Consider the following 19,353-nt stretch of genomic DNA (forward strand, 5'->3'; position numbering starts at 1 on the left):
CAAAACAGTTCAGGCAAGAAGAACAAAAGTAAAAGTAAGGGTAAACCTGCCGTCGGTCAGATCTTCAAACAAATGGCCCAGGGCTTGCTGAACAGCAAATACATTGGCTGGGGTGCGTTTGCCAGGCGGCTAAGGGGACGTAAAGGGCCGGCAGTCGCCATAAAGGCTACTGCAAGAAAACTTGCCGCTCAATATTGGCGCCTGATCGTCAAGGGAAACGAGTTCGTTGAAAGAGGTATGGAGGCCTATCAAACGATCCTTATCCAGCAGAAAAAGAAGCGCTTAGAAAAGTTAGCCCTCGAATTAGATATGAAACTTGTACCTGCTTAATTAAGTATGTCATGGGTAGCCTGTCGAAGGGCGCGCGCAGAGGCCCTGCCCACCATGCTTCGACAAGCTCAGCATGACAGCCTTTTATATTTTATCCCAGCAAACTCTTAAAATACCCATCCGTGAAATCTGCCGCGAAATGCAGTACGTTGGACAGTTTTTCAAATTCATGTGGTTCATGAGTAGTGGTGATCACAACGGCATTCATCCCGGCATTGGCGGCTGCTTCGGCGCCTTTGGGTACATCTTCAAATACGGTACAGTCTGTAGGATTTGTGTTAAGCAGGGCCGCGGCCTTTAAAAATGTTTCGGGATGGGGTTTGCTTAACAATACATCATCGGCGCTTACAATGGCCTTAAAATAGTGCCTGATGTTCAGATTATCCAACACAAAATCAATATTAAAAGGGATAGCTGCCGAACCGATGGCCATGGGGATGCCTTGCTGATAAGCTGCTTCTAAAAACTCTGGTAAACCGGGCAAGAGAGCCAGGTACGGTAAAAACTCCTTTTGATATTTTTCCTCTTTTTCGTACGATAATTTGTTCATCTCCTCTAAAGTGAACCTGTCGGGGCCAAACATCCGTACCAGCACTTCGGGGTTTTTGCCATACATCTGCTGTTTTACTTCGTCCCAGGTAAAGCTGCCACCCAGCTGGTCATTCAGTAAGGTTTGCCAGGCTTTGGTATGGTAAGGCATATCATTAATCATGGTTCCGTTAAGGTCGAAAATAAAGGCTTTCATGTACGCGATTTTTTTTGGCAAACATACCCATTTTGAAAATTAACCCGGATGCAGTATCGCTCATGATCCGGTGATTTTTTTTAAATGACATTATGGTCTGTAAATAAGGTGTTTAACTAATTGTGGCGATGGTGGATTTACGCCACAGACTTGGGTTTATAAAATATTGTTGTACCTTGCGGCCTTTAATAAATAAAATAATGCAAAAAGAAGGAACAGTAAAATTTTTCAATGAAACAAAAGGTTTTGGTTTTATTACACCAGCTGGTGGTGGTCAAGACATCTTTGTTCATTCAACAGGCCTGATCGATGAAATCCGTGAAAATGATAAAGTAGAGTTTGAAGTTGAGAACGGAAGAAAAGGTTTAAATGCGGTAAATGTAAAAGTTATTTAATTATAATATAACCATTAAGCATACAGGCATCCACTTAGTGGATGCCTTTTTTTATGCACCTCACCCAACCCGCTCCAAAGGAGAGGGCTTTAATAAATGTGTTTACTCCGCCTTTCCACCGTAGGCGAAGCGACGACAGGGCGGGTAGATTCGTGAACAGTTTTATTTCTAAATCCTTGTTCCTTGCTCCCCTAATCCTTCCATCCCCAGAAAACTGGCATTGTTGTTGTTTACATCTATACAGATTAAGTCATCTAACTAAAAAATTGAAAATGAAAGATCAAGCAAAAATTATAGCAGCACTTTTAGTAGGCGCGGCAGCTGGTGCCGCACTGGGTTTATTATTGGCTCCTGAAAAGGGCGGTGACCTGAGAGAAGACATTGCCGATTATGTTAATGACCTGGTTGGTGCCGCTAAAAACAAAGCGCAATCAACCGCTCATGATATCAAAGAATATGGCAGCAATGCCGTTGACAAGGCAAAATCAAGGTTTAGCGGTACTGTTAGCGATTTGCGTGATCGTGGCGAAGATGTAGTTGACGCTGTAAGATCAAAGGTGCATGATGTTGCTGGTAAGGCAAAAGATGCAGGTGAAGATGCTGTAAATGAGGCCAAATCAAAAGTGAAAAATACTGCCGACAACTGGAACGATTCTGTACAGGGCGCATAATTTTTAGGACTACTATACAACAAAAAAGCCCGGCATTTGCCGGGCTTTTTTGTTGGCTGTATGAATATTTTATTATTTAACAGTGAATTTATTGTTGCTTACATCTGCATCCATAAATATGCCGCCATCTAGTTCGGCTGATTGTATGGCTTTTGTAGTTTTGATATTCACACTAATCTGCTTTTGATTTTTCTCCCAAACGCCTGGCGTTTGGTGTATGCTTTCGGTTGTTCCGTCGGTGTAAGTTAGTTTAATATCAAACGGAACGGCAAAACCGCCAATGTTTTTGATGGATGCGGTATAGCCACCGTTCGCTTTGCTGATGTTTTGCAGCCCCAGGTCGATATAATAATTAGTGAAGAACCAGTTGTTAAAGAACCAGTTGAGGTTACGACCCGATACACTGCTCATGGAGTTAAAATAATCCCATGGGATAGGGTGTTTGCCATGCCAGCGATCCATATAGCCATGCAAGGCCTTTTTGAACAGGGCATCGCCCAGCATATCTTTTAACGCGAAATAGCTTAAGGATGGTTTACCATAAGAGTTATTGCCATAACCAGCTTTTAACTCGCTCGATGGAGTAATAATAGGCAGATCTTCGGCCGTAGAGGCGTCATTGATCCATCTTTCAACCCTGAAGTTTTTATACAAGGCATCGGCTTTTTCCTGGCCTACTTCTGATGCACCTATCAGGCGTTCAAAGGTTGTAGCCCAGCCTTCGTCCATAAAGGCATAACGGCTCTCGTTTATACCCATATAAAAAGGGAAGTAGGTATGCGCTATTTCATGATCCTGTACAAATTGCGAAAACCGTACGTCTTCGGTATGGCTGTCGTTTACCATCATAGGATATTCCATATCGGCAAAGCCCTGAAAAGAGGTCATTTTTGGGAACGGATAAGGCACACCCGGCCAGTTGTGTGATAGCCAGCTTAAGGAGTTACGGCCGTTTTGCACCGCATGGTGAAAATCAATAGCATTATCCAGAAAAGCTGCCTGCATGCTGGCTCTGCGATGTGTAGCATCATCAACAATGGTGCTGGCTGCATCCCAAACATAATGATCGCTAATGCCTACAGCCATATCGCTGATGTCATTAGCTTTCCATAACCAGGTATTCACATCGTTTTGTGCGGTGATGTTTTTAGTGGCCAGGTCGGCAGCGGTAGCCACGTGGATGGTGGAGTCGCTGGTCATAGATGCCTGTAAACGTTTGGCATATTCTGGCTGTAGTACCTGGTTAGGGTTTTGCAGTGTTCCGGTGGCCCAAACAATGTAATTTTTAGGCGCTTTTATCTGCAGGGTATAATCGTTAAAGTCGTTATAAAATTCCTGACCGTCTGTGAAAGGGAGCCTGTCCCAGCCATTATAATCGTCATATACCGATACGCGGGGGTAAAAATAAGCCAGGTAATAGGTAGTCGAGTCGATCATTCCTTCGCGGCCACTCTCTTTGGAGATCTGGAAATGCCAGGCTATATCCAGCTTAACCGAATCATGGGGCATCAGCGGTTTTAACAGGCCCACCATCTGGTTGGTAGAGGCTGTGGCATTGTTTACCTTTTTAACTTTACCATTGATCAGGAAAGTATCAATCTGTATGCCCGGAGTTAAATAATCTGCCTGTGCGCCGCCAAAACGGGCAGCTCCTGGTCTGTGTACATTTAATATGAGCTTCATATTAAGCGATCTCAAGGTATCCGGACTATTGTTAATATAAGTGATCTGCTCGGTGCCCTTAATGTCCCTGCTGGGTGGCAGGGCGGTAATGGTGATGTTATACCGGCCATAGTTTTGCCAGTAGTTTTTTCCGGGTTTGCCATCGGCAGAGCGGGTTCCATTTTTGAAGGCATGTTGTATATCCCGCGGCATATACAAATCCTGCGCCTGTACCTGTGCCAGCATCAGACAGGCAAAGGCTGATAGAATAATAGATTTGATCATGTTTTTAGTTAATTCAAATGCAAATTAATGTAAATCAATTGATAATTAATAAGCGATTATCACGAAATTAAAGCGAAGGAAGAGTAGCCCGGAGTAATTGGGGCGAGTCAGTATTTATGATTTCGTAACAAATTTGTAACAAAGGTGAATTTCACACGAAATCGGTTGCGTGGTTGGGATATATTTTTTTACTTTGCTTAAGTTATTTTAATAGGGGTATTAAATAACTAATATTTAAGCCATCCGCTTTAGTGCGGATGGCTTTTTTTATATGACCCAACTCATATGGGTTGTTGAGTTAGGTAATTAGAAAAATCTGCATTAATTTTTTATTTAAAGCCATTTACCAGCTTTTGGCTTTCATCTTTAAGCATTCCGCGTCTATTAGTTTTCTGTAAGGTACTCTTTCGATATCAGCATAAAAAGCTGGTCGTTATCAATAGATTCATCAAAACACTCGGTAAGCAATTGTTGGGCACCATCATATTTTAATAGCTTGGCTACCATAATGAGCATACGACAGGAGGTAATGTTGATATGTTCCAGCAGTTGCAGGTACATGATGAGGTCCATATCACCCAGCATAGACATGGCATGCTTTTCATCCAGACAAAATTCATCTCTGACGATTGATTTGATGGGGTTGCAATTTTTATCAGACGGGGTTTCATCAATGAGTTTATATATCTCATCCATCCTGGTTATTTGTTTCTTTACATCATCCCAAAATTCCTGTATAGCCTGTTGCAGGGCGGTAAATGATGCCTGTTTTATCAAGTGAGCCAAATTATTGTCGAGATAGCGCTTCCCAAAATATATACGGTTAAGATTATGTATAAATACTTCTTTTAACAAGCTGGTGTCTAAAGCTTCGGCTTTCAAATTATCCATGATATGAATTTTTAAATGGTGCAGTAATTCAACTATAAAAAAGCCAAATTGTTTAGGTTAATGCCATATTACCCCACATGGTTTTATTTATATACCCGTTTGCAGATATAAACTAACTTTGCAGCCTGACACAGACTACTATGAAATATAAATTGGGCGACTTTGTGCGCTTTGTTGACGAAAAGATGGAGGGTTTTGTAACCCGTATAATTGACGACCAGATGATAGGCGTTACCGGCGAGGATGAGTTTGAAATACCCGTGCTGGCCAGCAAAGTAACCTCTGTACATGGCTATGAACCTGCCGGTGCAAAAAAAGCTGCTGTTGATAACGAAGCACCGGTACTTGCCGGTGAATTTGAAAAAAAGGGAATTTACCTGGGTGTGGTTGCCGATACTAAAGCCAACTCGGTAGTACATTTTCATTTGGTGAATACCACCTCGTTTACGCTGCTGGCGGCGCTCACTACCGAAAAGCAACAGGTGTTTAAAGGTGAGTTTGCCGAAGCGGTATCGCCGGGATCGGTTGTGAAGATCTACTCGGCTCAACTGGCCGATCTGCAATTGTGGCCTACGTTTATTTTTAATGTGGTTTACAGCACCAAACAAAACATAGAACCACCTGCACCACTGGTAGTACGCGAAAAGTTTAAGGCCAAGGATTTTTCGACTAGCAAAAAGCAGATCCCTTTACTGAAAGATACCGGCTGGCTCATTCGCCTGGATGAACCTGAAGTGGTGATAGATGCGCAAAAACTAAAGGAAAGCTTTTTTAAATCGCCGGAAGAAAAGGTAGTATTGGACAAACCATCCAATGAGATCGATCTGCATATCGAAAAACTACGTGATGATTACCAGTTTTTACAAAATAGCGAGATGCTGAACATACAACTGGCACATTTTCATAAAACACTTGATGCGGCCATTGTACACCAATTACCCGATATGGTATTTATTCACGGTGCCGGAAACGGTGTATTACGCAACGAACTGCATAAGGCCCTGGGCAAACATCCTAAAGTACAAACCTTTATGGATGCCCGTAAAGAAAAGTTTGGCTATGGTGCTACTAAGGTGATATTTAAGTAAGTCTGAAGCCCGGAGTCGATAGTCTTGAGTTCTGAGTTTGAAGTCATCAAAATAAAACTTTGCAGTCGCTCGGCTCCAGTCCACGAGTGTTGGGAAGATAAAAAAACGTAATACCGGGGTTAGGCTAAAGCAGTAACTGTTTCTTTGTAGCCCGTTGGTTAAAACCAACGGCAATGAAAGATAAATCAACTGTTTTTTATTCATTGCCGTCTCATTTATGGAGCGGATAATAGCAGTATTTTCTGGCTTTAGCCTAAAAACAATCTTCCCTCTGCCGTCGCTCGGCTCCAGCTGAGTGACGGCTATTACCCGGCCTCCGGCCGCAGTAAAAACAAGGTTATATTTAACTCGCAGGCCGGAGGCCTGAAAATAATTGTCATTCGGCCGGAGCTGAGCGACTGCGTACGGTGTTAATTATGTCAAAAATGGGCTGTCAGCCTGAGGCTTCGACGGAGCACCTTGAAAAATAAAAGCAAATAAGGTTTCATTGCTGTACAGATTTATAGGTTAATGGAAGGCGTTTATTGATGCTGAAATTTGCGCATTTATACCACCATAAAATGTTATCTACCAGTAAGTAGCACGGTTTTTGGGATATGTTTTTTGGGCTATAATAATATATTATTTATTAACGTTAGCATGATACAATAACTCATAAACCAATTTATCTTTTAACCAATTATTTACTTTGTATGAAAAAAATGCAACTAAAAGCCTCAAATATTGGAGGTGCTTTATCAAGAGAACAAATGAAAAAAATCGCAGGCGGAGGGTTTCATCCATGTGCGAGTCAATGTAGCAGCGATGCTGATTGCGCGTCTGGCCGGTGTGTGATAGCACCTGATCCAAATTGTCACAACAGGGACGGTTCTATTCAATATGTGGGAACTTGCGGGGCTTAGCTTTTATCCCGCTAAAAAAGTCAGTATATTTGTATACATAGCGGCCCGGTTTTCCTGAGTAAAAGGAGAACCGGGCCGTTGTATTAAAAATAAAACAAGGGTCAAAAACTGACTTTTTGCATATAGTTATTTGATAATCAATAATTTAATTCTTTTTAAAGTTTTCAAAATTGCTCAAAACCATGTTTAAATTTGTTAAAAAGTGTTAAAATCGATGGTTTTGAGTCAATTTTAGATGGTTTTAAACCCATTTTTGTGCAGAAAAGTGTTAAAATTTAAGGTTTAAAAAGTTTTAAAAAGCTATTTTAAACCAGGCAGGGAGTAGCAAAACGCGGCACCTTTCTGACTGCCATTTTCGACCCAGATGCGGCCGCTCATTTTTTCGATAAAATCTTTACAGATCATGAGGGCCACGCCGGCACCTTTTTCTTTTTCGTTGTTATAGTGCATGGCTACCTTAAAGTTAAATATCGACTCCATTTTTTCTGAAGAGATGCCTTTACCTTCGTCCAATACGCAAACTGTGGTTTCGCCCGAATGCGCTGAGGCAGAAATAGATATAGTAGAGTATCGGGGTGAAAACTTGATAGCATTGTGTATAAAGTTGCGGTGGATGAATTGCACCAGTTCTTTATCTGCATGTATCACGATATCGCCACCTACATTATTCAGAAATTTTAGCTGATATTCTTCGCCGATGAGGCTAAAGGGCTGTAGGGCATCATCAATCAATTCTTTGAGCCGTAATGGTTTAGGTTCATAACTAAAGCCAGAGAGTTGTTGTTTGATCCATTGTAAAATGTTCTCGAATATTTCGAGCGAGATACTGGAGGTGTGTTCCATAGTGTCTACCAGTTCCATCAACTCCTCGCGGGTAAATGAATCGGCATCTTTTAAAACCGTGGCTAAGGTTTTCAGGGTGCCTATCGGTTGCCTGAAATCATGCGCCAGGATGGATACCAGGCGGTTATTGAACTCATGATCGATCTCCAGTTTTTCGTTACGCAGCAATACCGACCGGTTAAGCGCTTCGAGGGTTACGGTATGTTTCTTCTTGAGGCGGTATAAACGATAAATGAAAAGCACGGTTACTGCCGTTAGTAAAAAAAGCACACCCAGTATAATGGCCACTATTTGCCGGTTTTTACTTCGGATGGTTATGGCCTCCAGCTGTTGGTCTTTTAAAGCATAATCAATATAGTCAAAGCCCGAAGTGTTGTTGAATTGTTCCTCGTCGTCATACAGTTTGAGTAGTTTCTTGCCGTAATATTGAACCTCGGGCAGATTGTTACGGGCTATATATATATCATATAAGCGCTTACCAAATATCTTTTGATACATATGGTAGCCTTTTACATCGGCAATGTTAAGACCCTGTTTATAGCGCGCAATAGCTTTAGCCGTGTCAACAGGATTATACAGGTCTCCCAGGGATTGGATAATATCAAGGCTCAGGTAATTCAGGTCCATGGCTATACCTTTAGCCGCTGTTTTTTCCAGCAGACTGATACCTTTTTCGCGTTGCTTACTTTTTAAATATAGCTGCGCCTGTATCTGGTCGGTAACCAGTAACGACCGGTTGTCTTTGTATTTGGTGGCCACCTGTCGGGCTTGGGTCAAATAAATGGTAATAGAATCTTTAGGAATACGATCTGGATATAAAAGCAAATAATCACAAAGCACAAGCGACATGATCGAATCTTTTTTTAGCTTGTTGCCCATGTTTATGGCCTTTCTTAATATCTCTATGGATTTTTTTTCTTCATTATTTTCACTGAAGACAAGACCTATATTCATGAGGGTTTGCACCACGTTTGCTGAGTCATGTATGGTCATATAATGATTATGGGCATCATTATAATAGCGCAGGGATAATTGAAGGTTGCCTCTCAGGTCATAAACTATACCGAGTGTGTTCAAAGCATCGGCAATACCCTGTCGGTATTTTAACCTTTCGGAGATGGCTCTGGCTCGTTTAGCGTAATAAAAGGTACTGTCGAGGTTATTCTCATACATTAATATCCCTAAACGGTTAAGTGCATCAGCATATTTAACACTATCGGTAATATGGGGCAGCGCTTTTTTAATTTTGGCAATATCCTGCACCTGGCTATAACTACAGATAGCAGCAAACAATAGCGGTATGAAACAAATTACGCGTTTTTGCATTAAATGGTATTTCGTTAACCAGCAACTTTTACGGAGTTGAGACTATAATATAAATATAATGTATACGAAATAAAATACGCAGGGTTGAATATATATTAAATAAAAATATCAGGCGAATAAGATGAATGATTGGCGGCAATAAAAATGAAAAGTTATTCGCCCCAGGCGGTAATAATCAGGTTACGTTGGCCACCATAATTGCGGTGTTCGCACAAATAAATACCCTGCCACATACCCAATGCCAGCCTGCCGTTACGGATGGGAATCATAACGGAACTACCCAGTAAGGCTGCCTTTAAATGCGCGGGCATATCATCAGGTCCCTCATCGTCATGATGATAGTCGGGATCATTTTCAGGAACGGTTTTACTGAAATACATTTCAAAATCGCGCCTAACGGTAGGGTCGGCATTTTCGTTGATAGTTAAGGAAGCGGAGGTGTGCTGGATAAAAACCTGCATGATGCCGGTTTTAATTTGCCCCAGTTGAGGCAGGGCATGTATAACTTCGGTGGTGATTAAATGAAAGCCTCTTTTTCGTTCTTTAAGCAGAAGCATTTGCTGATGTATTTGCATGAGATATAAAACAAATATTTGTATTTTAATAAATATAGTATTATTAAGGCTGCTTAATATAGTGTATTTTTTAATAGAGAGAGTTAATTACGACGTCTTTTTATATTTGTAAATAATAATTTTAATTTGTAGTATAGTGTGCGATTAAAAAACAGAAATTGGTAGATATTGAAACGGATTTTACAGCTGATGTTGAAGCTGTAAGCAGCATAGACGCGGTACCCTCCATATTAGAAGTTATTTGCCGAAGTACAGGGATGGGCTTTGCCGCCGTAGCCCGTGTTACTCCCGAAAGGTGGATTGCCTGCGCCGTTCGTGATGAGATACAATTTGGGCTCAAGCCCGGCGGTGAGTTAAAAGTAGAAACCACCATTTGCCATGAGATACGTCAAAATCATCAGGCTGTTGTAATTGATCATGTGGCCGAAGATGGGCTTTACGCGCATCATCATACCCCGGCAATGTATGGTATTCAAAGTTATATTTCTATACCTATTATGTTAAAGGATGGGAGCTTCTTTGGAACATTGTGTGCTATCGATCCCCGGCCGGCTCGTTTAAACAACCCTGAAACCATAGGCATGTTTAAACTTTTTGCCGAGTTGATTGCTTTTCATCTGAATGCCATAGAACGGCTTGCTATAAGCGAATCAAAATTGCAGGAGGAGCTCAAAACAGCAGAGCTGCGTGAGCAATTTATCGCTATACTGGGTCATGATCTGCGCAATCCGCTTGGAGCAGTGTCAAATGTGGCCCAGCTGTTATTGCGGATGCCGCTCGATGAACGTACAAAGCGTCTGGCTACCATTGTGCAGGACTCATCATATCGGATGAAGGAAATGATAGAGAATATTCTTGATTTTGCAAGCGGCCGGCTTGGTGGGGGAATTACTTTGGCCAGGAAAAATGATGAGCCTTTGTTAGATACACTTAGCCAGGTGCTCACCGAGCTAAAATTAATATGGCCTGATCGTGTTATCAATGCCCAGCTCAATATAACTCAACCGGTAAACTGCGATAGAAGGCGCATAGCCCAGCTGTTTTCAAATTTATTAAGTAACGCGCTCACGCATGGAGAAAAAGATACTCCGGTTGATGTAAAGGCTTTTAATGCAGAAAATGAATTTGTTTTGTCGGTATCTAATTCTGCCAAGCAAATATCCGATGAAATCATGGAACGACTTTTTCAACCATTTTCACGCGGAGATATCAAACCTGGTCAAAAAGGATTAGGACTGGGATTATATATTGCCTCTGAAATTGCTAATGCACATGGCGGCACACTTACCGTAAGCTCTGCCAATAACAAAGTTTGTTTTACTTTACAAATACCTACTACTATTTCCTGAATACGATTTCCAGCAATATGCCAGTAGGCGTATGCAAGAAGATACGCCGTTCACCAATATCGGGTAGATCCATCAGAGAGTGAGGTATTTTCAGACCAAATAGTTTCTGTTTAAAGGCATCATAATTTTCCAGGTAAAACGCGGTATGGTCAATAGCTTCGGAGGCATGGTCAGGTTGTTGATTATAATAAAAGGAGCTTTGGATCAAGTGTATGAGTGGGGAGCCTTTATGATACAGCCAATAACCAGGAATATTAGCCGCTATCACAGTTGGGCGCGGGCCTTCTGTCAAATCAAAAATGCTTATTAAAAAGTCCTTTGTTTTTTCCAGTTGCGTAGTGCGCAGGGTGGTATGATCTATGTGCATGGTCTTTGTGTTTAAACGATGCACAAAATTGGTTTACATAGGCACTGAAACCTATGTAATTAATAATGAAAATGTTGCATAAAAGATGGATGGTTACTTTTACTATACCCGGTTAGCCTTTTTGAAGGCTGAAGGGGTTTGTTGGAAATGTGCTTTAAAGGCATTGCTTAAATGGCTTTCATCGGTATAGCCAAATTCATCTGCCAGTTGCGACAGGGTTTTATCACGATGGATCAATTGATAGGCTATCAGCTTTAGGGCGTATTCCTGTATATATTTTTTATATGAACTGCCTGTAGCCTTACTAAAATACTGGTTGAAATAGGTTTTGCTGATATGAAATGTATCGGCAATGTTTTGCAGTGATAGTGATTGCTTGTTGGTTATATGCTGGTCAATATAATTGAGTATGGTCTGTATTTTATCATCTTTTGGCTTAACCGTATTTTGATCGGTTTCTTTAGCCATAATGGACAGCACCAATGCCAGTGCATTTTTGATGATGATATTTTGATAGCTGTTTTCTTTCCGGTGTTCGGCTATAATCAAATTCATCAGTTGAATGATGTGATCCCGGCTACTCGCGAGATCCATTTTACGATGTGGTGATGATAAGCGTGTGAATACCTGTTTAAAATCGGCATCCAACAACAGATCCTGGAAAAAGCCTTCGTGAAATTTAATGATGCAAATCACACATTTTTCCTCAAAAACAAAAAAGTGGGTATCCTGTGGTGCCAGTACAAATAGGTCGCCTTTTTGGTATGGATAACTACGATTGTTAATCATGTGCTGCCCTTTGCCGCGCATAATATATTGCAGTTCATAATGGGTGTGTTTATGCACAGGCAGGTGCCATTCATTTTTAATGACATAGGCGATGTCGAACTTTTGAGTAAGATTCCTGATATGCATGGACGAAAATTACGACTTAAATTTAATTTTCGCCTACAGATAAAAAAGGGCAGCCTACCAGGCCACCCCATTTTAAACCATAAAAGGTGTGTTTTATACTAATAGCATCCCACCATCTATAATAAATTCAGAACCGGTGATAAAACCAGCCGCATCAGCACAAAGGTAAGTTACCACGCTGGCAACCTCTGCGGATGTACCCATGCGTTTCAAAGGTGATTTAGTGATCAGGCTATCTTTTATGATACCCAGGGTGGCATCGTCTAACCCGGCTTTGTGCATAATCTCGGTTGTTATAGGGCCAGGGCTTACCGCGTTCACCCTGATCTTGCGTGGTGCCAACTCCAATGCTGCCGACTTCATTACTGAGTTTAATGCCGCCTTACTGGCCGAATATATAGATGAGGCAGGACTGGTTGTACTGGCAACTATAGACGACAGGAAAACAACGGAACCGCCATCGCGCAAAACAGGGATAAACTTGCTCAGCGTAAAATAGGCCCCCTTGAAATTAATATTCATGATATCATCAAAGTGCTGTTCTGAAGCGTGTTCAATGGGAGATATGGCAGCGATGCCTGCATTGATGAATAGAATATCAACTTGGCCATAACTTTCGGTAACGGTTGCCACCAGTTGCTCTGTTGCATGAATGTCAGACTGGTCGGCAACAATTCCAGTTACACCCAATTCAGAAGCGGCCTTCTCTATGGCGTCTTTTCTGCGCCCGGTGATAATCACGGTGGCACCTTTTTCTTTTAGTTCCCTGGCAGCTGCGTAACCAATGCCGCTATTGCCACCGGTAATTAAAGCTATTTTGTTCTGAAAATTGTTCATTTCTGTATTTTTTTATTTAATGATGCAAATGTATCTCTGAAATGGTATAATTTTGTAACCAGTATCACAGAGTATACCAGCAACAATATGGGAACAGAATATACAACAGACAACATGACGCCAGAAATTAAAGCCATGCATGAGGTTATTTATGGCATTGATGGTCAAAGAAATCAGGCACGTGAAATACAGGCACTGCAGGATACCATTTATGTAATCGGTGGGAAATGGAAATTGCCCATTATCAACTCTATATGTAACGGCAACAAACGTTTCAGGGAAATTGAACGGAGCATACCGGGCATAACCACAAGGATGCTATCCAGAGAATTACGGGACATGGAATTGAACAAGTTAATAACCCGCACAGTGAGCCCTGGTCCGCCGGTTTTGGTAGAATATGAATCAACCAGTTATTGTAAAACTTTTGGTCATATCATATTTGAAATGATCAAATGGGGGATTGATCACCGCGAAAAGCTTAAAAGGGAGCAATAGTTTAACTCGTTTCATCTGCTAAACCCAATCGCATGGTTAGCATGTGCGGTGCAAATCCTACTTTTTCGTAGGCTTTTAACGCGGCGGTGTTAAAAGCGTAAACCTCCAATCTTATTTCGGTGATACCCTGCTGCTTCGACCATTGTTTTAGTGCATGGATGATCAGTTTATTTACACCTTTGCCCCTGTGCTCGGGCATTACATACATAAAACCGAGGTGGGTGTGCTGCTGATGTTTTAAATAAGGTTTCGAATCCACAATATGGGCATAGCCACAACCAATAAGTTTTGAATCGATCTCGGCTACCATCATTCTGGCGCCTGCTGCCTCAATTAATTCAGGGATATTATAATAATAAAGCGGTCCAGGTTTTAGGGTAGGATCAAAGGGACGTTCAGCTTCTACTAAAGCTTGTTTAAATTCAAACAACACGTCCAGGTCTTTTAACTCTGCTTTTCTGATATTTATTTGCTCCATTTTATAGCCTCCGATATCAGGTAAAATTATAAGTTTGTTTTGGAATTCGGGATCACTCCATGATTTTCCATCGCCTTAAAAATATTTTGACCAATTTGTCCAGTTTTGAAAACGGTGTTCGTCATCTGTTTTTAAAACTTAAAAACTTAATAAAATGAAAGAGTTCCTATTTGTATTCAGAAACAATTCTGTTGGTGCACCACAGGGTTCACCAGAAGAAATGCAGGCCGTTACCCAGAAATGGATGGATTGGGTTGGGGGTATAGCTGCCCAAAATAAATTGGTTAATCGTGGAAATCGCCTGTTTGGGGATGGTAAAGTGGTACGAAGCAATAATGTTATTACCGATGGCCCCTATACCGAAATTAAAGAACTGATAGGTGGCTACACCCTGGTTAAAGCCGAATCATTAGAAGAGGCTGCTGAACTGGCTAAAGGCTGCCCAATTTTAGCATTCGGAGGTAATGTAGAAGTAAGAGAAATTAACCCTTTATAAAATAATAGGGTTTAAACAAGGGGCCTTTACCTGGCGTAAAGGCTTCTTGTTTTTTAGTAATTGGCTTGCCCAATATCCAGGCGGCTTATTCTGCCTTCGGGGTTAATGATTGATCACCATTAATTAAAATACCCGCATCATATCAATAGCAACCTTAAATCGTTCGCTTTTCATAGCTGATAGCATTGTATTCAGCAATATTTTACCATACTGTAGTTTACCTTCATAGGTATCCAGCAATATTTTTCCGCTCATCAGCATTGCCCCAAACTCTGGCATATTAGGTTGGTTCATATCAGGATCATGCAGGTGATCTGCCGGTTTTTGGGCAGCTGCTAACTTGAGCATGATCATAGCATAATACATGCGGCATATTTGCTGCATCAGGAAAAAGCGTGCTTTTTTATATTCATCCAATTCCTCCCCAAAATAAGTCTGCAGAAAAATAAATTCCTCCTCCTGATTGTGGACAAAAGTTTGAGCTACAATGGCCAGATCCACATATCTATCGTTTTGAAAAGCGGCCTCCCAGTCAATCGCCCAGATCTTTTTTCCATCAAACAAAATGTTATTGGGGTTCAAATCGTTATGGCTCGATACCAGGTCGGTATCATACCGAGGATAAACTTTTTGAATTTCGGCATATAAAGAAAAATGTTCCGCAGTGACATGTCCTGGGAACATATTCAATGATTTAAATTGCTGTATAAAAGTATCAACCCCATCTAAAAAGTTTACCAGCTTGGGGAAAAGGGGCAACTCATGTATAGTTTTAATGGTGCTTCCCAGCGCTGTAATAAGATCCTCGCCAGAAGCAAAACCCTCACGCACAGGTTTATTTTGCACGAAATCGGTTATAGCCAAAGCATCTTCATCATTGGAATAATAAACATGTGGCGCAATGTTAGCCGAAGCAGCTAAACCCATGCAAATATGCTGGCGTTGTGGATCATGCACTTCATCAGCACGCATCACGATACGAAGTAGATAATCTTTGCCTGCTATTGTTATCCGGTATACCAATGCCGATGAAAGGCCACCAGTAAGTAGTTGTATATCCTCAATATCGCTCTGATTAAATAGGTATTTAAGCGCATTTTGTACCGCAGGCAATTTACCTTCAGGTATAGCATTAGTCAATAGATTCGTTTTCATAAAAGGCCTCCTATGCCATCCAATATTTCAGGAAGCTTTTCAATTTTTTTAGTTTTTGATTTTGGGAAAATATCGAGTGCTACGTGTTCGGCTGTTTTTACTGATTCTTCCAGCAAACGTTTACCACCCGGAGCCAGCACCACATAACTTACCCGGGCATCGCGTTCATTGCTTTCTCGGGATACCAGCCCGATTTTTTCCATGGGAGCCAGCATTCGGGTAATGCCCGATGCGGTAAAGCCAACTTTATCGGCCAGGTCAACCCTCCTCATTTTTTCATGAGGTGCCTGCGACAGGTGATATAGAATTACAAAATCATTAAATCCTAAGCCGTAACTGCTCAACTGGGCGTCAAAGCGGCGATTTACTATGGTTTGCGCTTTTGCCAGGTTGATGATGAATTTTAATGTTGAATTAATATCAGTCATTTTTATTGTAAAGTGCTTGATTTGTCAAGTATTTTACAAATATATAAATATTTGGAACATCAAAGTGTATTTCTTAAAATAGGTCAGGATTCGAAATATTCAACTGGTTCCAGATCATTTAATTCATCATCGGTAAATAATCTCGACCGGATGATAAAACGGATGCCCATAGGTATTTCCAACGAAAAGCTGGAACCTCGGCCGGGGGTAACATCAAGTGTTAAGTGTGTATGCTTCCAGTACTCAAACTGATCAATGCTCATGAAAAATTCACAACCATAAATGTCGCCTATTTTAACATCGCTGCTGCCTATTTTGAACTCGCCCTTTTCAAAACACATCGGCGATGAGCCATCGCAGCATCCGCCGCTTTGGTGAAACATCAGCTCGCCAAATCTGCCGCGTAAGTCGTCAATCACTTTTTCGGCCGCGGGTGTAATAGAAACTCTTTTAGTCATGATCATTAATTAAAAAAGGCGCTGCAAAACCCAATCTTTTGCAGCTGCCTTTTATTACAGACTAAAAGAAGCCCAGTTTGTTTTTATTATAAGAGATCAGCATGTTTTTTGTCTGGCGATAATAGTTCAGCATCATTTTATGATTTTCCCTGCCAAAGCCCGATTTTTTATAACCGCCAAATGGTGCATGAGCGGGATAGGCATGATAGCAATTTACCCAAACGCGACCGGCTTGTATGGCACGGGGTACCTGGTAAATCTCATGCGCGTCGCGGGTCCATACGCCGGCGCCTAAACCATATAGGGTGTCGTTAGCAATGGCAATAGCTTCTTCGGTGGTTTTAAAGGTGGTCACAGAAACTACGGGGCCAAAGATTTCTTCCTGAAAAATACGCATCTTGTTATGACCTTTAAATATGGTAGGTTTTATATAGTAACCACCACCCAGCTCGCCACCAAGTTTTTGTGCATCGCCACCAGCAAGCACTTCGGCACCCTCTTTTTTACCAATGTCCAGATAGCTCAGTATTTTTTCATACTGATCATTAGAAGCCTGGGCGCCCATCATGGTATCTGAATCAAGTGGATCGCCCATTTTGATGGCATTGGTACGGGCCAGAACACGCTCCATAAATTTGTCGTAGATTTTTTCGTGCACCAGCATCCGCGACGGACAGGTACAAACCTCGCCCTGGTTAAGTGCAAACAGAACGGCGCCTTCTACAGCCTTGTCAAAAAACTCATCATCTGCATCTCCTACCGATTCAAAGAATATATTAGGTGATTTACCCCCAAGTTCCATAGTTACCGGGATCAGGTTTTCTGAAGCATATTGCATGATCAGGCGACCCGTAGTGGTTTCGCCGGTAAAGGCAACTTTACTTATTTTGGATGATGTGGCCAGGGGTTTACCGGCTTCAGGTCCGAATCCTGTTACTACGTTCAATACTCCGGGAGGCAGTATATCGCCAATCAGTTCCATCAAAATCATGATGCTGGTTGGTGTTTGCTCGGCAGGCTTCACTACGGTACAGCACCCAGCTGCCAGGGCAGGCGCAATTTTCCAGGTAGCCATTAACAATGGGAAATTCCAGGGTATAATTTGTCCTACTACACCCAAGGGCTCCTGTAGATTAATGCTTACGGTAAACTCGTCATGTTCAGATATGCTGCTTTCTTCTGCACGTATAGCACCGGCAAAATATCTGAAATGATCAACCACCAGGGGCAGATCGGCGGCCATGGTTTCGCGAATGGCTTTACCATTATCAATAGTTTCTACTGTTGCCAGGTAGGAGAGGTTGTCTTCCACCACCTGCGCTATCTTCAACAGCAGGTTACTCCGGGTTGTGGCTGATGTTTTGCTCCATGTTTTAAAGGCTTCGGTAGCGGCATCAACGGCGGCATCAATGTCTTCTTTGGTTGAGCGGGCCGCTTTGGTAAAAGGTTTACCATCAATAGGCGATATATTATCAAAATATTCTCCCTTAATCGGTGGCACAAATTTGCCTCCAATAAAATTGTCGTACTTATCCTTAAAGGATGGTCTTTGTGCAATACTCATAGTTGTTTTTCAGTTTAATTGGTAGCACTAAGTTAGTTGCTTGCGCCCTAAAGTTTTTGCACTATACTATCAATTAAGTGCACTATTGTTACATTTTATAAAATGATTGCCAACTGTCATAAACTATCCCTAACTTGTTTTAAAATAAGCCCGTTATGAATGAGAGAAACCTGGTATCGCCTTTTGCCCTTACCGGTAAAAAGGAACTCAGAACATTGGTTGAAAACCGTAAAGCTTATACCTTAAATCATTGCGAACTGAATATATACGAAACCTATGAACGCAGTGAACTGGTTCCCTTAACTTTTAGCGACCTGGTAATTACCAGCATGTTGAGGGGCAAAAAAGTAATGCATTTGTTTGATAAACCCGGGTTTGATTATTTACCAGGCGAAACTGTTATTGTACCGCCAAACGTAACCATGACTATTGATTTTCCGGAAGCGTCAGAAATAAACCCATCGCAATGTACAGCCCTGGCCATCAACCAACAGGAAATACGCAATACGCTCGATTTTTTGAATGAAAATTATCCGCGGGCCAATAATGATCTTTGGCAGCTTAATTACCAGCAATTTCACTTTTTTAACAATTACGAATTGGCCCAGTTGATCAATAAACTTATTGGTATCAGTACTGGTGATAATTTAGCTAAAGATGTGCTTGCCAATTTAACGCTCAAAGAATTATTGATCCGCATTATGCAAATGCAAAATCTGCATGAAATGAAAGACAATCTTACCCAAATGTCAACAAGCAACCGTTTTGCTTATATTTTACAATACATCAAAGCACACCTGACTGAAAAACTAAACATTGATGCCTTGAGCCAGATGGCTTATATGAGCAAAGCCAGCTTTTTTAGAACGTTTAAACATGAACTAGGTGTTTCGCCGGTTGATTATATCATTAAGGAAAGAATACAACTGGCTAAGCAATTTATGCAAAACCCTTATTGTAGTATTGCTGATGCCTGTTTTAAAGCGGGATTTAATAATCAGCATTATTTTAGCAGGGTTTTTCGTAAAATGGTGGGTACTACGCCAAGTCTTTACAAAGCAGGGATCGTCAAAACAATCAATTAGTATTTCTGTG

At 41.4% G+C, this 19,353-nt stretch carries 20 protein-coding genes and 1 pseudogene; 8 read left to right on the forward strand and 13 right to left on the reverse strand.

What is annotated here, in order from left to right; all coding sequences use genetic code 11:
• Positions 1-330, forward strand: a pseudogene (locus BW976_RS29560) (hypothetical protein); the annotation flags it as partial.
• Positions 331-421: 91 nt separating this feature from the next.
• Here BW976_RS29560 and BW976_RS24725 read toward each other — a convergent pair.
• Entirely contained in the window at positions 422-1,075 is a 654-nt protein-coding gene (locus BW976_RS24725) for an HAD family hydrolase (RefSeq protein ID WP_076377603.1), read from the reverse strand.
• A gap of 200 nt (positions 1,076-1,275) precedes the next feature.
• On the opposite strand from BW976_RS24725, the gene BW976_RS24730 reads away from it, so the two are divergent.
• Together BW976_RS24730 and BW976_RS29145 are read left to right on the forward strand one after the other, a co-directional pair.
• Positions 1,276-1,470 (forward strand): cold-shock protein, encoded by a 195-nt coding sequence (locus BW976_RS24730; RefSeq protein ID WP_076377605.1) that lies wholly within the window; start codon positions 1,276-1,278, stop codon positions 1,468-1,470.
• A gap of 272 nt (positions 1,471-1,742) precedes the next feature.
• Entirely contained in the window at positions 1,743-2,141 is a 399-nt protein-coding gene (locus BW976_RS29145; RefSeq protein WP_076377607.1) for a YtxH domain-containing protein, read from the forward strand.
• A gap of 72 nt (positions 2,142-2,213) precedes the next feature.
• On the opposite strand, the gene BW976_RS24740 is transcribed toward BW976_RS29145, so the two are convergent.
• A complete protein-coding gene (locus BW976_RS24740) occupies positions 2,214-4,088 on the reverse strand; it encodes a M1 family metallopeptidase (RefSeq protein ID WP_076377609.1) in 1,875 nt (624 codons plus the stop codon).
• Between the two features lie 384 nt (positions 4,089-4,472).
• Positions 4,473-4,979 carry a DUF892 family protein gene (locus BW976_RS24745; protein ID WP_076377611.1) on the reverse strand — a complete coding sequence of 169 codons (507 nt, stop codon included), beginning with the start codon at positions 4,977-4,979 and terminating at the stop codon, positions 4,473-4,475.
• Positions 4,980-5,119: 140 nt separating this feature from the next.
• On the opposite strand from BW976_RS24745, the gene BW976_RS24750 reads away from it, so the two are divergent.
• A complete protein-coding gene (locus BW976_RS24750; RefSeq protein WP_076377613.1) occupies positions 5,120-6,067 on the forward strand; it encodes a Smr/MutS family protein in 948 nt (315 codons plus the stop codon).
• A gap of 1,202 nt (positions 6,068-7,269) precedes the next feature.
• Here BW976_RS24750 and BW976_RS24755 read toward each other — a convergent pair.
• Together BW976_RS24755 and BW976_RS24760 are read right to left on the reverse strand one after the other, a co-directional pair.
• A complete protein-coding gene (locus tag BW976_RS24755; protein ID WP_084192345.1) occupies positions 7,270-9,138 on the reverse strand; it encodes an ATP-binding protein in 1,869 nt (622 codons plus the stop codon).
• A gap of 152 nt (positions 9,139-9,290) precedes the next feature.
• Positions 9,291-9,713 (reverse strand): secondary thiamine-phosphate synthase enzyme YjbQ, encoded by a 423-nt coding sequence (locus BW976_RS24760; protein WP_076377617.1) that lies wholly within the window; start codon positions 9,711-9,713, stop codon positions 9,291-9,293.
• A 158-nt stretch (positions 9,714-9,871) separates the two neighbouring features.
• On the opposite strand from BW976_RS24760, the gene BW976_RS24765 reads away from it, so the two are divergent.
• Positions 9,872-11,062, forward strand: coding sequence for a GAF domain-containing sensor histidine kinase (locus tag BW976_RS24765; protein WP_245834781.1), 1,191 nt, complete (start codon positions 9,872-9,874; stop codon positions 11,060-11,062).
• On the opposite strand, the gene BW976_RS24770 is transcribed toward BW976_RS24765, so the two are convergent.
• From BW976_RS24770 to BW976_RS24780, 3 genes are all read right to left on the reverse strand, one after another.
• Complete coding sequence (locus BW976_RS24770; RefSeq protein ID WP_076377619.1) at positions 11,052-11,429, reverse strand: VOC family protein; 378 nt, start codon at positions 11,427-11,429, stop codon at positions 11,052-11,054. The genes BW976_RS24765 and BW976_RS24770 overlap by 11 nt on opposite strands.
• Positions 11,430-11,531: 102 nt before the next feature.
• Positions 11,532-12,344 (reverse strand): helix-turn-helix domain-containing protein, encoded by an 813-nt coding sequence (locus BW976_RS24775; protein WP_076377621.1) that lies wholly within the window; start codon positions 12,342-12,344, stop codon positions 11,532-11,534.
• 93 nt (positions 12,345-12,437) lie between these two features.
• Positions 12,438-13,181: a glucose 1-dehydrogenase gene (locus BW976_RS24780; RefSeq protein ID WP_076377623.1), complete on the reverse strand. Its 744-nt coding sequence runs from the start codon at positions 13,179-13,181 to the stop codon at positions 12,438-12,440.
• Positions 13,182-13,268: 87 nt separating this feature from the next.
• On the opposite strand from BW976_RS24780, the gene BW976_RS24785 reads away from it, so the two are divergent.
• Positions 13,269-13,679, forward strand: a complete 411-nt coding sequence (locus tag BW976_RS24785; protein ID WP_245834782.1) for a winged helix-turn-helix transcriptional regulator — start codon at positions 13,269-13,271, stop codon at positions 13,677-13,679.
• A 1-nt stretch (position 13,680) separates the two neighbouring features.
• On the opposite strand, the gene BW976_RS24790 is transcribed toward BW976_RS24785, so the two are convergent.
• Positions 13,681-14,157 (reverse strand): GNAT family N-acetyltransferase, encoded by a 477-nt coding sequence (locus BW976_RS24790; protein ID WP_076377625.1) that lies wholly within the window; start codon positions 14,155-14,157, stop codon positions 13,681-13,683.
• A gap of 154 nt (positions 14,158-14,311) precedes the next feature.
• Here BW976_RS24790 and BW976_RS24795 point away from each other — a divergent pair, with 154 nt between their 5' ends.
• Complete coding sequence (locus BW976_RS24795) at positions 14,312-14,653, forward strand: YciI family protein (protein WP_076377627.1); 342 nt, start codon at positions 14,312-14,314, stop codon at positions 14,651-14,653.
• Positions 14,654-14,776: 123 nt separating this feature from the next.
• Here BW976_RS24795 and BW976_RS24800 read toward each other — a convergent pair whose 3' ends face one another.
• From BW976_RS24800 to BW976_RS24815, 4 genes are all read right to left on the reverse strand, one after another.
• Positions 14,777-15,808: a phosphotransferase gene (locus tag BW976_RS24800; protein WP_076377629.1), complete on the reverse strand. Its 1,032-nt coding sequence runs from the start codon at positions 15,806-15,808 to the stop codon at positions 14,777-14,779.
• Positions 15,805-16,236, reverse strand: a complete 432-nt coding sequence (locus tag BW976_RS24805; protein WP_076377631.1) for a MarR family winged helix-turn-helix transcriptional regulator — start codon at positions 16,234-16,236, stop codon at positions 15,805-15,807. Before BW976_RS24805 ends, BW976_RS24800 begins: the two co-directional genes overlap by 4 nt.
• Positions 16,237-16,319: 83 nt before the next feature.
• Complete coding sequence (locus BW976_RS24810) at positions 16,320-16,694, reverse strand: DUF779 domain-containing protein (RefSeq protein ID WP_217696296.1); 375 nt, start codon at positions 16,692-16,694, stop codon at positions 16,320-16,322.
• A 61-nt stretch (positions 16,695-16,755) separates the two neighbouring features.
• On the reverse strand, positions 16,756-18,258 hold the full coding sequence (locus BW976_RS24815) for an aldehyde dehydrogenase family protein (RefSeq protein WP_076377635.1): 1,503 nt from the start codon (positions 18,256-18,258) through the stop codon (positions 16,756-16,758).
• Positions 18,259-18,413: 155 nt separating this feature from the next.
• On the opposite strand from BW976_RS24815, the gene BW976_RS24820 reads away from it, so the two are divergent.
• The gene (locus tag BW976_RS24820) at positions 18,414-19,343 is read left to right on the forward strand and encodes an AraC family transcriptional regulator (protein ID WP_076377637.1); all 930 of its coding nucleotides are present in this window, start codon (positions 18,414-18,416) and stop codon (positions 19,341-19,343) included.
• Positions 19,344-19,353: the final 10 nt, after the last annotated feature.

The sequence above is a fragment of the Mucilaginibacter lappiensis genome (genome assembly GCF_900155965.1).
Classification (GTDB): Bacteria; Bacteroidota; Bacteroidia; order Sphingobacteriales; family Sphingobacteriaceae; genus Mucilaginibacter; species Mucilaginibacter lappiensis.

What these genes read in the sequence shown, in the direction of transcription:
- BW976_RS24730 (WP_076377605.1), top strand. Translation starts at nt 1,276, where the DNA reads ATGCAAAAAGAAGGAACAGTAAAATTTTTCAATGAAACAAAAGGTTTT.
- BW976_RS24780 (WP_076377623.1), bottom strand. Translation starts at nt 13,181, where the DNA reads ATGAACAATTTTCAGAACAAAATAGCTTTAATTACCGGTGGCAATAGC.
- BW976_RS24745 (WP_076377611.1), bottom strand. Translation starts at nt 4,979, where the DNA reads ATGGATAATTTGAAAGCCGAAGCTTTAGACACCAGCTTGTTAAAAGAA.
- BW976_RS29145 (WP_076377607.1), top strand. Translation starts at nt 1,743, where the DNA reads ATGAAAGATCAAGCAAAAATTATAGCAGCACTTTTAGTAGGCGCGGCA.
- BW976_RS24740 (WP_076377609.1), bottom strand. Translation starts at nt 4,088, where the DNA reads ATGATCAAATCTATTATTCTATCAGCCTTTGCCTGTCTGATGCTGGCA.
- BW976_RS24795 (WP_076377627.1), top strand. Translation starts at nt 14,312, where the DNA reads ATGAAAGAGTTCCTATTTGTATTCAGAAACAATTCTGTTGGTGCACCA.
- BW976_RS24770 (WP_076377619.1), bottom strand. Translation starts at nt 11,429, where the DNA reads ATGCACATAGATCATACCACCCTGCGCACTACGCAACTGGAAAAAACA.
- BW976_RS24760 (WP_076377617.1), bottom strand. Translation starts at nt 9,713, where the DNA reads ATGCAAATACATCAGCAAATGCTTCTGCTTAAAGAACGAAAAAGAGGC.
- BW976_RS24775 (WP_076377621.1), bottom strand. Translation starts at nt 12,344, where the DNA reads ATGCATATCAGGAATCTTACTCAAAAGTTCGACATCGCCTATGTCATT.
- BW976_RS24805 (WP_076377631.1), bottom strand. Translation starts at nt 16,236, where the DNA reads ATGACTGATATTAATTCAACATTAAAATTCATCATCAACCTGGCAAAA.
- BW976_RS24790 (WP_076377625.1), bottom strand. Translation starts at nt 14,157, where the DNA reads ATGGAGCAAATAAATATCAGAAAAGCAGAGTTAAAAGACCTGGACGTG.
- BW976_RS24785 (WP_245834782.1), top strand. Translation starts at nt 13,269, where the DNA reads ATGGGAACAGAATATACAACAGACAACATGACGCCAGAAATTAAAGCC.
- BW976_RS24810 (WP_217696296.1), bottom strand. Translation starts at nt 16,694, where the DNA reads ATGACTAAAAGAGTTTCTATTACACCCGCGGCCGAAAAAGTGATTGAC.
- BW976_RS24815 (WP_076377635.1), bottom strand. Translation starts at nt 18,258, where the DNA reads ATGAGTATTGCACAAAGACCATCCTTTAAGGATAAGTACGACAATTTT.
- BW976_RS24800 (WP_076377629.1), bottom strand. Translation starts at nt 15,808, where the DNA reads ATGAAAACGAATCTATTGACTAATGCTATACCTGAAGGTAAATTGCCT.
- BW976_RS24820 (WP_076377637.1), top strand. Translation starts at nt 18,414, where the DNA reads ATGAATGAGAGAAACCTGGTATCGCCTTTTGCCCTTACCGGTAAAAAG.
- BW976_RS24755 (WP_084192345.1), bottom strand. Translation starts at nt 9,138, where the DNA reads ATGCAAAAACGCGTAATTTGTTTCATACCGCTATTGTTTGCTGCTATC.
- BW976_RS24725 (WP_076377603.1), bottom strand. Translation starts at nt 1,075, where the DNA reads ATGAAAGCCTTTATTTTCGACCTTAACGGAACCATGATTAATGATATG.
- BW976_RS24750 (WP_076377613.1), top strand. Translation starts at nt 5,120, where the DNA reads ATGAAATATAAATTGGGCGACTTTGTGCGCTTTGTTGACGAAAAGATG.